This window comes from Peptoniphilus asaccharolyticus DSM 20463 (genome assembly GCF_900176115.1).
Taxonomy (GTDB): domain Bacteria; phylum Bacillota; class Clostridia; order Tissierellales; family Peptoniphilaceae; genus Peptoniphilus; species Peptoniphilus asaccharolyticus.
In genome coordinates this window covers 140245-156060 of sequence record NZ_FWWR01000017.1, presented here as the reverse complement: position 1 = coordinate 156060, position 15816 = coordinate 140245, and the positions used below count along the sequence as shown (strand labels likewise).

10 protein-coding genes and 1 pseudogene are annotated in these 15816 nt (G+C 33.3%); 2 read left to right on the top strand and 9 right to left on the bottom strand.

What is annotated here, in order from left to right:
* Window positions 1–220: 220 nt before the first annotated feature.
* The 4 genes from rpoC to B8869_RS11615 all read right to left on the bottom strand — a co-directional run bounded on the left by rpoC (window position 221) and on the right by B8869_RS11615 (window position 8795).
* Window positions 221–3799 carry a DNA-directed RNA polymerase subunit beta' gene (rpoC, locus tag B8869_RS10680; protein ID WP_084231598.1) on the bottom strand — a complete coding sequence of 1193 codons (3579 nt, stop codon included), beginning with the start codon at window positions 3797–3799 and terminating at the stop codon, window positions 221–223.
* Window positions 3800–3834: 35 nt separating this feature from the next.
* On the bottom strand, window positions 3835–7590 hold the full coding sequence (rpoB, locus tag B8869_RS10675) for a DNA-directed RNA polymerase subunit beta (protein WP_084231597.1): 3756 nt from the start codon (window positions 7588–7590) through the stop codon (window positions 3835–3837).
* 238 nt (window positions 7591–7828) lie between these two features.
* Window positions 7829–8359: an isoprenylcysteine carboxyl methyltransferase family protein gene (locus B8869_RS10670; protein WP_084231596.1), complete on the bottom strand. Its 531-nt coding sequence runs from the start codon at window positions 8357–8359 to the stop codon at window positions 7829–7831.
* Window positions 8360–8630: 271 nt separating this feature from the next.
* Window positions 8631–8795 carry a hypothetical protein gene (locus B8869_RS11615; protein ID WP_159445266.1) on the bottom strand — a complete coding sequence of 55 codons (165 nt, stop codon included), beginning with the start codon at window positions 8793–8795 and terminating at the stop codon, window positions 8631–8633.
* Window positions 8796–8981: 186 nt separating this feature from the next.
* On the opposite strand from B8869_RS11615, the gene B8869_RS10665 reads away from it, so the two are divergent.
* A complete protein-coding gene (locus tag B8869_RS10665) occupies window positions 8982–9968 on the top strand; it encodes an IS30 family transposase (RefSeq protein WP_084229742.1) in 987 nt (328 codons plus the stop codon).
* Here B8869_RS10665 and B8869_RS10660 read toward each other — a convergent pair.
* From B8869_RS10660 to B8869_RS10645, 4 genes are all read right to left on the bottom strand, one after another.
* Window positions 9937–10263, bottom strand: coding sequence for a Fic family protein (locus B8869_RS10660; protein WP_203003035.1), 327 nt, complete (start codon window positions 10261–10263; stop codon window positions 9937–9939). The genes B8869_RS10665 and B8869_RS10660 overlap by 32 nt on opposite strands.
* A gap of 208 nt (window positions 10264–10471) precedes the next feature.
* Window positions 10472–10894 (bottom strand): hypothetical protein, encoded by a 423-nt coding sequence (locus tag B8869_RS10655; RefSeq protein ID WP_084231594.1) that lies wholly within the window; start codon window positions 10892–10894, stop codon window positions 10472–10474.
* Between the two features lie 465 nt (window positions 10895–11359).
* Window positions 11360–12343: an agmatinase family protein gene (locus B8869_RS10650; protein WP_084231593.1), complete on the bottom strand. Its 984-nt coding sequence runs from the start codon at window positions 12341–12343 to the stop codon at window positions 11360–11362.
* Window positions 12344–12372: 29 nt separating this feature from the next.
* Entirely contained in the window at window positions 12373–13584 is a 1212-nt protein-coding gene (locus tag B8869_RS10645) for an Nramp family divalent metal transporter (RefSeq protein ID WP_084231592.1), read from the bottom strand.
* Window positions 13585–13795: 211 nt separating this feature from the next.
* On the opposite strand from B8869_RS10645, the gene B8869_RS10640 reads away from it, so the two are divergent.
* Window positions 13796–14566 carry an IclR family transcriptional regulator gene (locus B8869_RS10640; RefSeq protein ID WP_084231591.1) on the top strand — a complete coding sequence of 257 codons (771 nt, stop codon included), beginning with the start codon at window positions 13796–13798 and terminating at the stop codon, window positions 14564–14566.
* Between the two features lie 41 nt (window positions 14567–14607).
* Here the strand turns inward: B8869_RS10640 and B8869_RS10635 are convergent.
* Window positions 14608–15513, bottom strand: a pseudogene (locus B8869_RS10635) (helix-turn-helix domain-containing protein); the annotation flags it as partial.
* Window positions 15514–15816 lie beyond the last annotated feature (303 nt).

Here is a 15816-nt window from a genome sequence, read left to right as displayed (position 1 = left end):
TAAAATTTAAAAGTTTCTAGTTTGCATTGTCTTAACTTCTTCTTAGAGCCTTATATCTCCATTTGCAATACTAACAAACAAAACTTAGATCATAATATTTTTATATATTATATTATATCATATATAAAAAAGATAGTTTTAATAGTGACCTCACAAGTTATCATTAAAAATTAAACTCGTGAGATCATATATTTTTACTATCTTCGTTTTTTATTTATTATTAAATTTCCTCAACTTCTTCAAGTTCACTTTCATCAATGAATTCTGAATTTTCAAGAAGTAAATAATTTTCTTTTAGTTTTTCATCTACATCTAATTGTACAAGTTTATTTTGTCTTGCCCCTGTACCTGCAGGAATTAACTGACCTATTATTATATTTTCTTTAAGCCCGTGTAATTTATCTTCCTTACCTTTTATTGCTGCATCTGTAAGAACTCTTGTCGTTTCTTGGAATGACGCTGCTGATAAGAATGAATCTGTAGCAAGTGAAGCTTTAGTTATACCAAGTAGATTAACTTCTCCGATAGCAGGATTTTTGCCTTCTTCTATCATTTGCTTGTTTGTCAACTTGTATTCTGTTGCATCAACTAATGAACCTGGCAAGAATTCTGTATCTCCTGGGTCATCAATCTTATACTTAGACAACATTTGACGTACTATGATTTCAATATGCTTATCGTTGATGTCTACACCTTGAAGTCTATAAACTCTTTGAACTTCTTTAACGATGTATTCTTCAACACCCTTAGCTCCCATTACTCTCAATAAATCTTGAGGGTAAACCGAACCTTGAGTAAGCTCTTGTCCTTTTTCTACATAGTCGCCATTTTTAACTTTAAGTCTTGCTCCGTAAACTATGTTGTAGCTATGAGATTCCCCATCTCTTGGTGTTACAACAACTTCACGTTTTCTGTTTTGTTCTCTTATTTCTACTGTACCTTCAACTTCTGAAATGACTGCTAATCCCTTAGGCTTTCTTGCCTCGAAAAGTTCTTCAACACGAGGAAGACCTTGTGTGATATCGGCAGCAGATGCAACCCCACCAGTGTGGAAAGTTCTCATTGTAAGCTGAGTACCTGGTTCCCCAATTGATTGAGCAGCTATAACCCCTACAGCTTCTCCAATGTCAACGTGGTTTCCAGTTGCCAAGTTACGTCCGTAGCAGTGTGCACAAACTCCAGTCTTAGCTTTACAGCCTAATACTGTTCTAACTTTAACTTCTTTTATTCCAGCTTCTACAATCTTTTCTGCATCATCATCTGAGATTTCGTGGTTTGCTTGTACTAAGATTTCGCCTGTTTCAGGATGTACGATATCTTCGAATGAATATCTTCCTTCGATTCTGTCTTTTAATCCTTCAATAAGCTCTTTGCCGTCTTTAAAGTCTCTTGCAACTAAATATTCATCAGTTCCACAGTCTTCTTCTTTGATAATTACTTGTTGAGCTACGTCTACAAGTCTTCTTGTCAAATATCCAGAATCGGCTGTTCTAAGAGCTGTATCGGCAAGTCCCTTTCTAGAACCATGGGCTGACATGTAGAATTCAAGTACAGAAAGTCCTTCACGGAAGTTTGATGTGATAGGAACCTCGATAGTTCTACCAGATGGAGATGCCATCAGACCTCTCATTCCGGCCAACTGTCTAATTTGGTTCTTAGAACCTCTGGCTCCTGAGTCCGCCATGATGTAGATGTTGTTAAGTCTATCAAAGCCTTCCATAACATCGTCTGTTAAGTCGTCAGTTGCCTTGTTCCAAATGTCTATTACTTTTTCGTATCTTTCTTCGTCTGAAATCAAACCTCTACGGAATGCTTTTTCGTATTTATTTACTTCAGCCTTAGCTTGAGCAAGTATTTCAGGTTTTGTTTCAGGTACTTGAACGTCTCCCATTGATATTGAAATCGCTCCAATAGTTGAGTAATGGTATCCGTTTTCTTTTATATTGTCTAGCAATTTAGCTGTTACTATATTGCCGTGTTTTTTGTAAGTTTTTTCAATAATCTTACCAAGTAGTTTTTTATCTGTAACTTTATCTACTTCAAGTGAATATTTATCGACACTTCTGTCAACAAATCCCAAGTCTTGAGGTATAAAGCTATTCATTATAAATCTACCTACTGTTGAGTAAACTATCTTACCTAATTTATCATTTTCGTCGGCATATCTTCTAACACCTACATGTGCTTGTAAGTGTATGAATCCAGAATAGTAAGCGTGCATCATTTCATCTTCGCTTGTAAATACCATTCCGTCACCTTTCTTAGATTCACCTATATCTAAAGTTAGATAGTATGAACCTAAGATCATATCTTGTGTTGGTGTAGCTATTGGCTTACCGTCTTTAAGTCCCAAGATATTGTTTGTTGATAACATAAGAAGTCTAGCTTCAGCTTGCGCTTCTGTTGAAAGCGGCAAATGGACAGCCATTTGGTCGCCGTCAAAGTCTGCGTTGTAAGCTGTACATGACAATGGGTGAAGTTTGATTGCCTTACCTTCTACTAACACTGGTTCAAAAGCTTGAATACCAAGTCTGTGAAGTGTCGGTGCACGGTTTAGAAGCACTGGGTGGTCTTTTATTACTTCTTCAAGCACATCCCAAACTTCTTCTCTTGTTCTTTCAACCATTCTCTTAGCACTCTTAATGTTATGTGCATATCCTTGCGCAACAAGTTCTCTCATTACGAAAGGTTTGAATAATTCAAGTGCCATATTCTTTGGCAGACCGCATTGGTAGAATTTAAGGTCTGGTCCTACTACGATTACTGAACGTCCTGAATAGTCAACACGCTTTCCAAGTAAGTTTTGTCTGAAACGACCTTGTTTACCTTTTAACATTTCTGAAAGAGATTTAAGTGCTCTATTTCCAGGTCCTGTTACTGGTCTACCTCTTCTACCGTTGTCTATCAATGCATCCACTGCTTCTTGAAGCATTCTCTTTTCATTTCTGACGATTATATCAGGGGCATTGATATCAAGTAGTTTCTTAAGTCTGTTATTTCTATTTATTATTCTTCTATAAAGATCATTTAAGTCACTTGTAGCAAATCTTCCCCCGTCTAATTGAACCATAGGTCTGATGTCTGGTGGAATTACTGGCACTGCTTCAAGTATCATCCATTCAGGTTTGTTTCCTGATTGTAAAAATGCTTCTATTGCTTCAAGTCTTCTTGAAATTCTAACTTTCTTTTGTCCTGTAGCAGCCTCTACTTCAGCATTTAAAATTTCAGATTCTCTTTTTAAGTCTATGTCTTGAAGCAAATCTTTTATAGCTTCGGCGCCCATTTTAGCAATGAATTTATCGCCGTACTCTCTTTTGTATTCTCTATATTCAGTCTCTGTTAGAAGTTGTTTTTGATATAGAGGTAAGCCAGCATCTCTTTCAACATAAGTTACGATATAAGATGCAAAGTAAAGAACTTTTTCAAGAGCTCTAGGACTCATGTCAAGCACAAGTCCCATTCTTGATGGAATTCCTTTAAAGTACCAGATGTGAGATACAGGAGCTGCAAGTTCTATATGGCCCATTCTTTCACGACGAACCTTAGCTTTAGTTACTTCAACGCCGCACTTTTCACATACTACACCCTTATATCTTACTCTCTTATATTTACCACAACTACATTCCCAGTCTTTAGTAGGTCCAAATATCTTTTCGCAGAATAGACCTTCTTTTTCCGGTTTTAGAGTTCTATAATTTATAGTTTCTGGCTTTTTAACTTCCCCAAAAGACCATTCTCTTATCTTTTCAGGTGAAGCAAGCCCTATTTTAATTGAGTGAAATAATTCGTGTTCGCTCAAGGAGCATTCTCTCCTTTCTGTAGCTTATAAATAAGTTACTCATCATCGGAGTCATCATATGAATTTAAATCTTCTTCATAGTGACCGTCTAATTCATCTTCTTCGTTCTCTTCATAACCTTCTTCAAGAGCATCTATATCATCTGTAGATATTCTCTTAATTGCGCCTTGTGTTGGAGCTTGGTTATTTTCTATAAGTTCTTTTATCTCTTCATCATTGTTAGAAATGTTGTCTATTCTGTCTAAATCGTCTTCGTCCACTTCAAGATCAACATCATTTCCGTATTCATCTAAAACTTTTATTTCAAGAGCTAATGATTGAAGTTCCTTAATCAATACCTTGAATGATTCAGGCACTCCCGGTTGAGGAATATTTTCACCCTTTACAATAGCTTCGTAAGTTTTAACACGGCCTACTATGTCGTCACTCTTTACAGTCAACATTTCTTGAAGAGTATAACTTGCACCATAAGCTTCAAGAGCCCAAACTTCCATCTCTCCGAATCTTTGTCCACCGAACTGTGCCTTACCTCCAAGAGGTTGTTGAGTTACCAATGAATAAGGCCCAGTACTTCTTGCGTGGATCTTTTCATCTACCAAGTGGTGAAGTTTAAGCATATACATATATCCAACTGTTACAGGGTGGTCAAACTCTTCTCCAGTTCTACCATCTCTAAGTTGAATTTTACCATCTATTGGATATCCAGCTTGACTCAATGCGTTTTGAATATCTTCTTCGTTCGCACCATCAAATACAGGAGTTGCAACGTGCCATCCAAGTTTTCTTGCAGCAAGTCCCAAGTGAACTTCAAGTACCTGTCCAAGGTTCATACGAGAAGGTACCCCAAGTGGGTTTAGAACTATTTGGATAGGTGTTCCATCTGGCATATAAGGCATGTCTTCTGCAGGCATAACTCTGGAGATGACCCCCTTGTTACCGTGACGACCACACATCTTATCTCCGACTTGGATTTTTCTCTTAGTTGCTATAAAGACTCTTACCATTTCGTTTACGCCAGGTTGAAGTTCATCTCCAGCTTCTCTTGTAAATGTCTTTACATCCACTACTATACCTTGTTCTCCGTGAGGAAGTCTAAGTGAAGTATCTCTTACTTCTCTTGCCTTTTCTCCAAAGATTGCACGAAGAAGTCTTTCTTCTGCTGAAAGTTCAGTTTCTCCCTTAGGAGTTACCTTACCTACAAGGATATTTCCAGGTTTTACTTCGGCCCCAATTCTGATGATTCCTCTTTCATCCAAGTCTTTTAACATGTCGTCTCCAACATTTGGAATGTCACGAGTTATCTCTTCTGGTCCTAATTTTGTATCTCTAGCCTCTGATTCATATTCTTCAATGTGAAGTGAAGTCAATGTATCATCTATTACTAAGTCTTTATTTACAAGCATCGCATCTTCATAGTTATAACCTTCCCAGTTCATGAAAGCTATAAGTATGTTTTTACCTAATGCCATTTCACCCATATCTGTAGAAGGACCGTCAGCGATTATTTCGCCTTTCTTGACTTTTTGGCCTTTCTTAACTATAGGTCTTTGGTTGATTGTAGTTCCTTGGTTCGCACCAATGAATTTGTGAAGTTCGTATTTATCTCTAACGCCATCTGAATCTCTTCTAACAGTGATTTCAGTAGCATCAACTTTAACTATTTCTCCATCTTCTTTAGATACGATAACTACTCCTGAATCCTTAGCTGCTCTGTACTCAATACCAGTACCGATAACAGGGGCTTCAGTTTTTAATAGAGGCACAGCTTGACGTTGCATGTTCGCACCCATCAAAGCTCTGTTTGCGTCGTCATTTTCAAGGAAAGGAATCATCGCAGTACCTACCGCAACTATTTGTTGAGGAGATACGTCCATATAAGTTACTTCCTTTGAGTCGAAGATATCTACTACCCCTTCATGTCCTCTGGCAACAACTCTATCATTTATAAATTTTCCATTTTCATCTAATAATTCGTTTGACTGAGCTATTATTTGTTCATACTCAACATCAGCAGTAATGTACTCAATTTCATCAGTAACAATACCTTCTCCGAATTTTACTTTTCTATATGGAGTCTCTAAAAATCCGTATTCATTAATTCTCGCATAAGTTGTAAGCGAAGTTATAAGTCCGATGTTTGGACCTTCAGGTGTCTCAATAGGACACATTCTTCCGTAATGGGAATTATGGACGTCACGCACTTCAAAACCAGCTCTATCTCTACTCAACCCACCAGGCCCTAGTGCAGATAGCCTTCTCTTGTGAGTTAATTCTGATAGAGGGTTATTTTGGTCCATAAATTGTGAAAGTTGTGATGACCCGAAGAACTCTTTAATAGCAGCTGTTACAGGTCTTATATTTATTAGTGATTGAGGAGTTGTAGCATCTACATCTTGGACTGTCATTCTTTCACGTATGACTCTTTCCATTCTTGATACACCAATTCTAAATTGGTTTTGTAGAAGTTCTCCTACAGATCTAATTCTTCTGTTTCCTAAGTGGTCAATATCATCAACTACTCCAACGTTAAATGAAAGTCCAAACTCATAGTTTACAGATGCGATAATATCGTCAACTGTTATGTGTTTAGGGCTAAGTAGTCGATAGTTTTTCTTTAATTCTTGCTTTAACTTTTCTTCATCGTCTTCAAATTCTTCCACGATTTGTTTGAAAAGTGGATAATAAACTTTTTCTCTAAACCCTAATTCCTTTAAGTCAAAAGGTAGTTCAAAGTCGTCTGCATACGCAAAATTATTTCCAATAACAATTACATCTCTATCCGGTTCATCTTCACGAATTGATTTAACAGTTATAATAAGTTTATTAATACCTGCATTTTCAACAGCTTGAGCTGTTTCTTCAGTGAACCTAGTTCCTTCTTCTACTATTATTTCGCCAGTTTCAGGGTTTATTACATCACTACTTGCATAGTGTCCCTCAATTCTTGCTGAAATTCCAAGTTTCTTATTGAACTTATATCTACCTACATGAGCCAAATCATATCTTCTATTGTCAAAAAACATATTTTCAAATAGAGATTCAGCTGATTCTACTGTAGGAGGTTCTCCTGGTCTAAGTTTTTTATAAATTTCAAGCAAAGCTTCGTTTTTATTTGAAGTAGAATCCTTCTCCAAAGTCTTTAACAACGCTTCACTTTCACCTAATATGTCAGTAATTTCCATATTAGATTCGATGCCTATAGCTCTCATAAGAATAGTAACTGGAATCTTTCTAGTTCTATCAATTCTTACGTTTATAACACCTTGAGCATCTGTTTCATATTCTAACCAAGCTCCACGATTAGGTATAACTGTGGCTGAATACAATTTTTTACCAGTCTTGTCAGTTTCTACTTTGTAGTAACTGCCAGGGCTTCTCACAAGTTGAGATACCACAACACGTTCTGAACCATTTATTATAAAGGTTCCAGTTGGTGTCATAAGTGGAAGGTCTCCCATAAACACTTCTTGTTCCTTAACCTCTCCAGTTTCAGTATTTATAAGTCTTACCTTAACCTTTAAAGGTGCTGAATAATTTGTGTCACGTTCTTTTGCATCGTCTATTGAATACTTACGTTCTGAAGACACATAGTAGTCTACAAATTCAAGTATTAAGTTACCTGAGTAATCCTCGATTGGAGATACCTCATCAAAAACTTCTTTCAAACCCTCTCTGATTAACCAATCAAATGAGGCTGTCTGCACTTCAAGAAGATTTGGTAAACTTTGCACCTCCGGAATTCGAGAAAAACTCATTCTCTCTCTCTTCCCATATTTCACAGGATGTGCCAATTAATAATCACCCCTTAAATTCGACAGTTTTACTGTCGTCTAATTTAGAGAACACTAATCCATTTTTATAATTTTGCAATTTATTATTTTAACATTGTTTGATTAGTTTTGCAAGTATTTAAAATATCTTTATAGACTTTTTCATGTCATATATTAATTATTCTTCTAAACATATACTATCCATTTTTTATTACAAACAAAAAGCCTGCCAATAATATATTTATTAGCAGGCTTTAATTTATATCCCATTTGGTTTTATAACTGTTTCTATTAAATAATTTTCTTCTCTAATCCTTATATACAAAACCACCATGTAAAGCGGCAATATTATAATGCTAGTAATAGTGCTATGGCAAATCAAAGCAATTCCTATAAGCTCCGGAATAATATTTAAGAAGTAGTTGGGATGTTTAAATTTGTCAAACAGCCAGTGGCTATTAAACTTGTGTCCTTTTGCTATCATAAGTTTGACAGTCCATATCCCTTTTAGGATATTAACAACCGAATACAAAACTACCATTGAAAATATTACTAATATTAATCCTACCAAACTCACTTTATCAAATTCTACTCTCTTAACTATAGCTTCAATCAAACTTCCAAAATAAAATAGTATGTGTAATATTGTTATTCGTTTAGTATTCACAACTCCATATTCCATTCCGCCATTCGCTAAAATCGCTCTTTCATTCCTCTTAGATACTTTTAAAAACGCTAATCTTATAGCAAAAACTATTACTATAATTGCATAGATAGCATATCTTTGCATAATACCTCCCTAATTTATTTAAAATATTTTAAATAAATTATAATGCACGGTACTATACACTGTCAACCAAACAAAACATTAAAAATCTTAAATTTTTGTAAAGCTAAAAGTCCATATTCATGTTTCAAAAAATTTTTAGCTTTATTCATAGATAATATTTAAGGTAATATACTCTATTCTGTATTATCTAAAATAAATTTTATTCAAAGTAATTAGTATTTGCACAATAAACGATAGGTCTGCCCTTAACCTTTATTATCAATCCTTCTTGTTATAAAACACTAATCTCATCTCTTATTGTTTTTGCATAATGTCCATCTAAATATCCAACTATATCTTCTCTTTCTATTCCGTTATTATAATTAAAATAATAATCTTGTGAAAGTATAAACATTATATCTTTTTTCACATCAGTATCTAAAGTATTATCAATCATTATTTTTGCGTGAATTTTGTCGAGTTTTTCTACTTTATCTATTAAATTTTCTATAATATCAAATTGTCCTTCAATTAAAATACTGATAATTTATCATAACAAGTGCAACATAAATAAACTCATAGCTAATCAGCTGTGTTAATATGTAAGTGACCAAACAAAACATATTAAAAGGAGTGATTAACTATGAGCTATAACCATCTTACCATAGAAGAAAGATCTTGTATTTACCAATTTTTAAATTTAGGAATGAGTATAAGGAAAATTGCACAAGCACTTAAAAGGTCACCTAGTACAATATCTAGAGAAATTAAAAGAAATTCATCTAAGATAAAAGTTAGTAGGGGAAGTTACACTAAGTACTTTCCGATAAAGGCAAATGATAAATATATTGATAGAAGAAAAGACTGCCATAGAAAAAGTAAATTTTCTAAAGATGTTATTGATTATTTAACTGTAAAGATTAACGAACATTGGTCCCCTGAACAAATATCAAATAGAAACACAAATGAGATTCATGAATTACCATCTACATCAACGATATATAGAATGATACACGCCAAAAAGCTGCCAAAAACTAGTATGAAAAATTTGAGAAGAAAAGCTAAATTTAAAAGGCCAGCAGAAAAAAGAGGAAAATTCAATGATAAAGGTAGAACAATTAAGAAAAGACCTAAAGAGATATACAGAAGGCAAGAATTAGGCCACTGGGAAGCAGATACAGTGGAATCAGGCAGATTAGATCATAAAAGGAAAAGTAGATGTTGTTTCGTAACTTTAGCAGAAAGAAAATCTAGATATTATATAGCAATCCTAGTTGAAAATAGAAAGTCGGAAAGCGTAACACCAGCAATAATAAATGCATTAAAAGATTATCCAAAAGAATTAGTAAAAACAATAACCTTTGATAGAGGTAAAGAATTTTCAGAATTTGAGAAAATAGAAAAAGAATTAGGATGCAAAACTTATTTTTGTGATCCCTATTGTGCATGGCAAAAAGGTACAAATGAAAATAGTAACGGACTTTTGAGGGAGTTTTATCCTAAGGGTATGGATTTATCAGAAGTGAATATTGATGAATTAAATTATAACTTAAGTTTAATGAATAATAGACCTAGAAAATGTATAAAATATAAAACACCTAAAGAAGAACTTTTTGGTCTCTTACCATAGGTGTTGCATTTGATTTGACAATTCGTCTACTCAAAAAAGTATCTACAAAACAATTGAGTTCTCCTTTGTTTTTTACAGAATTGGTGATATCAAAAGCTTTATAATAATCATTTTTCTTCAAAAAGCTTCCTCTAGCTAATGACATGGCTGTTAAATAACCATAATCTTCCTTTATATACATACTGCTTATAAAACGCCCTGTTCTACCATTTCCATCATAAAACGGATGTATATATCCAAAATAATAATGCCCTATTGCAGTTCTTAATAACAGCGAAATTTTATTATCATTCAAAAAATTTAACATCATCTCTATATGATCAGAAATATTATCTTCCCCTAAAACACCTTCGTGAATACATTCTCCAGAAACAGTATTTTTTTCTGAACATAAATAGCATTTTTCCTAAAAATTTTACCGTCAGGAATACAATCTTTTTCTAATTCACCTTTAGTAATATTGTCATATATTTTCCTAATATCTTTACTATCTTCTGGAAGTTTTAATATGTCTTCACCTGATAAATATATGATTTAATCATGCTAACTAATCTGTCATTTGTTAATTTCTTATGCTCGATTATCTCTCTAGTGGTTTCAGCTATTTGTTCTCTACTACTCTCCACACCTTCAAGTTCATTTGAACTTTGGAGTTCACTAGAAATAATATCTTTAAGCAAAAATTTTTTTGCAACTTCAGGCAACTTTAATTCAATCTCATTGAGTCGATTATCATTTTCTCTTGCTAAATCTAAGTATCTTGAAGTTTCGTTGTTAAAAACATAATATAAACTTAAACTTTCATTTGTTTTGTAAGGATTTATTTTCAAATCTAACCTTAATGTAGTCTCAAACTCATACCTATTTTTATAGATTTTTTCATAATTTTTAAAATCCTTATAATATACTTTTGATATATAGTCCATATTTTCATCTCTCCACTTCTATTTATAAAAAAGCCTTGAAACAGTAATAAAATTTATTTTTATGGAAATATTTAATCTAACGCATTATTTAATGCTTTATAAATTAAATTTTATCGATATATTTAATTTATTATACCATTTATTATAAACAAATCATTTTTTTCCGATTTATTTAATTTATATTTCTATTTTTTATTAACAAATCAATTTTTCTTGATTTATTTGATTTATATTTATACTTTTTATTAACAAATCAATTTTTCCCCAGTTTATTTAATTTGTTATCACATTTATTATAAATAAATAAGTTTTTTTCGATTTATTTGATTTATCTTTCCATTTTTTCTTAACAAATCAGTTTTTTTCTACTTATTTCATTTGTATTATAAAAAATTGATTTTGTATTTATTATTCAATTAAATATATCTAAAAAATAAAAACGGGGGCTTTAAAAGCCCCCTATATTTATAGTCTATTCTTTTTGTATTCTGCCAATCCGTTTAAATAATATAATGTCATCCAACATCCAACGTGAGAAGCTGTTTGTAGTGAATTAGTTTCTGGATAGATTTCAACAAAGTCAAATCCTTTAGCCCCTGCTAATCCTGCTTCGTGAACCATCATAGCCAATTCATAAGAAGTAAGTCCACACATATCTTGTGGCCCTTGTGGCATAAATGCTGCGTCCAATGCATCTGCACATATTGTTACATATACAACTTCTGTATCCTTAAATGCGATTGCTATCGCTTCATCTATAGCTTCTTTCCATCCTTTTTCTTTAACATCTTGGCTCTTAATTACTGTTGCGCCAAATTTTTCTGCATTTTCATATTCTTTTTTATGATTTCTTGGTCCTCTTATTCCTATGTGAACTATCTTTGTAGGGTCCATATTTTCATCAGTGTATAGTCTATAGAAAGGTGAGCATCTTGAATATGGGTCATCTCCAAATTGTTCATAGTTGTCTAAATGGGCATCGAAGTGTAGTATACCTACTTTTTTAGGATGCTTTTTAGCCATCTCGCTAATTATTGGATAAGATATTGAGTGATCTCCCCCAAATGTTACAGGAATAACATCGGCATCTATAACTTTGGCAACTTTTTTTCTTATTTCTTCAAATGTAAAATCATAATTTCCGTTTTGTACTGGAACATCTCCAAAGTCTCCACCTTTTAAATATTCAAATGAATCCAAGTTGAAGTCAGGCAAAAATCCTGTATATCTTATTGATACACTTCTAATTGATTTAGGACCTTCTGTGCATGATGAATATCCACCTATTGTGCATCCACCTTCCCAAGGCACTCCCACTACAGCTATGTCTAATCCCTTTAAGTCTTCATCTTTTTCTATAACTGGAAGATTTAACCATGATGGTACTCCACTGTAGATATTGTTTGGTAAAAATTTTGGATCATATATTGTAGGTTTACTATTTCTCATTTTTCTCCTCCTAAATTTAAAATCTTAATTTAAAATAATGACATTATACTGCTTACACCAATTGTTAAAGATATTATAAAAACTCCAATCCCCAAAACTTTTTGAAGTATATTGTTTTTATATTCTCCCATAACTTTTTCTTTGCTAGCTAAGTACAATAATACGAACACACTCACTGGTAAGAAGATTCCGTTTACAGCTTGTGCCGCCATTATTATTGTAATAGGATTAAATCCTGTGGCTGCTCCGACGATACCAAAAAGTAAAATCAATACATTTGTCGCAAAGTATCTCTTATCTCTTTTATTAAGTTCCCATCCAAATAGGCCTGCCAATACATAAGACACTCCCAATGGTGTTATTACCGCACTTGAAATACCAGCTGCAACTAATCCTATAGCTAAAAATGGAACTGATAAGTTTCCTAAAAGTGGCTCTAATTGTTGAGCCATATCTACTGCTGATGAAATTTCCATTCCCTTTACTACAGTTCCGGCTGTTATCATTACAGCTCCTGTAATTATTCCGCCCACTATCATAGAGAAAGTTACGTCAAATTGAGCTAATGGTATTTGATCCGGATCTTTCCAAGTTTGTCTAGCACTTGTAGCATGGATGAACAAATTGTATGGAACTACAGTTGTTCCTATTAGCGCTACACAAGTCATAACAGAATTAGATTCAACACTTGGTATCAATCCTTTTAATAGCTCTGTAAAATCAGGTCTTACTACAAACATTGTTATAACAAATATAACTGCCATTATAGAAACACATACAGTCAATAATTTTTCCAACCATTTTATAGCATTGTTATGATTGCTTATAAATAGAATGCATATCCCCCAAATAGGAGCTATAACTCTTGAAGGTATTCCTGTAAGTGCTGAAAGTCCTATTGCTGTACCAGTTAAATCTCCACTCATGTAAGCAACCCCACCTAAAATAATGGCTGCTGATACCAAAATAACCATTATACCTTTTAAAATAGGTCTTTCTTTTAAATCTTCTATTAAATTTTCAGATAGTCCCGTTTGTGTTACTATCCCAAGTCTCGCAGCCATACCTTGCATAATTATTACTGCCAAAACAGAAAATAATATACACCATAATAGCTGATATCCATATGTAGCTCCCGCTCTAGTTGAACTAGTTATCGTTCCGGGTCCTATAAAAGAACCCACTATAAGCATCCCCGGCCCTAGGGCTTTTAGTTTTTCTTTGAAAGTATATTTTTTCATAACTTCCTCCTACAAAATTATCATCGATAAATTTTTAGCTAATTTTGTAAATATCATTGCGCATCGATAAATTACTAAAACAATTATATATCCTCCGGAAAACCTTTGTCAATACGGTATTATCATTTTTTTGTCTATATTGTCGTATTTTACTTTAATTGTTTCTAACGTTATAATCTACTTATGGATATTTAAGTGAAAGGAAATTACTATGCTTGATACATTCAAACCTATTCAATCTATAGAAAGAGCTATAGAAGTTATAAACTGTTTTACAGACAGCGTAAACTATCTCACTTTAAAAGAAATTAGTGAGATGACAAATCTAAAATTGAGTACCGCAAGAGGGATTGCAAACACACTTTTAATGTATGGTCTACTCAATTTTGATACGACCACAAAACGCTATAGTTTAGGACTGTTTTTTTCAGCTAAATCTAAACTTCTAAATAAAAAACAAGAAATATATACGCAATTGGTAAGTCCATTTGTCGAAAAGATTTCTGATGATTTATCTGTAACTTGTTGTTTTCAAATGGTTGAAAATTTACAAGTCTATACTATATACAGCTCAAGTGCTCATAAAGAACACTATCAGATACACGTTGCCGAGCAAGTTTTATTACCATTGTCTATTAGTGCATCCGGCAAATTAGCTTTAGCTCATAACTACAATTTGCAAAATATTAAATACGCTTTGGATAGTAAGCCCGACAACACCACCGACTATTCCTCAACCTCTGTTGAGATGTTGGAGACAAAATTAAATGATATCTTAGAAAAGGGCTATAGCTATGAAAACCAAGAATATCAACTAGGTGTGAGTAGTCTTTCAGTACCAATCTTTAATTCAAACGGAAATATTATAGCTACACTTAGCATAACCTCGTTTTCAACTTATATTGAAAGTATATTAAACGATGTAGTTCCCGAATTAAAAAACCAAGCTTCTCAAATAGCTAAATTAATATCAAATATTTAAAAAGAGAGTTCTCATGAACTCCCTTTTTGATTTGAAATATTTTAATCTTCAGCTTTGATAAATATCTTAGTTATATTAATTACTACCGTATATGAAACCCCAGCCACCGGCCATACTATCCATGTGAATCCCCAATCCATTGTGTATAGTGACCATGCTAAATATATTGCAAGTGCTATTGCCCAATATACAGAGCTCACTTTATTTATAACTGTGGCTATTTTTTTATTTGCTACTGTAAAATCCCCCTCTTGTAAAAGTTTGTCATAACTATCCTTCACTAAACCAACTTGCACCATTCTATTCACCGATACAGCTATAATAAAAATTAGCAGAGCTACCATGTTGAATATTATATAGTCCTCATTAGTGAGCACTGTGCTGACTAAAAGTGGAACACAAGCCAAAATACACGCTACAACACCTATCGCTATTGTGTTCGTATACTTATTTGAGAGATTGTTTTTCTTCTCACGAACCAAACCATCCACTCCATACGCAGTTTCTATTTCATTTCTAGATATAAACTTATATTTCCTAGCTCTATTTCCACAACTTATAGATATATATACTCCAAGAGCAACCATAAACAATAAAACAGGAACTCCCACAGATATTATCATATCCTCCGATACACCAAACAATTTGCTTTCAGCCAAGCCAGACAAAATTAACAAAACTATAGGAGACGCTGTATACAGGAAAATTGACAAAGCTGACCACATCGAATTTTCCTCACTTATCTTCAAAAAATCAACAGCCTCTTCCATGCTCACGGTCCTTATATTTTTACTATCTACTTCAACGGCAATGCTCTCAGAATTTTTTTGCACAGTATCTATCTCGTCTTTTAAAAGATAGTCTGTACTAACCCCAAAAATTTTGGACATATTTAATATCCTATTTAAGTCCGGCACAGATTGTGCACTTTCCCATTTAGAAACTGACTGTCTAGAAACTCATAACTTTTCAGCCAACTCTTCTTGGCTCCATCCATTTTTCTTTCTCTCTTCAATTATCTTATCAGCTAATATCATTTCTACTATTCCTCTCTATTTATTTTTACCAACTTATCAAAAATAGTAGTTGCTTACCATAAAGTAGGCTTTGAAGTTTGTCAACTGCCAGTTGCAACGCCTAAATTTAGCCATTTTTAAAAACTATATACTTAAACAAACTCTACAAAATTATAAAATATATATCTTGTATTTTCAAATATATCACTCTATAGTCTTATGTTTCAAATTTCT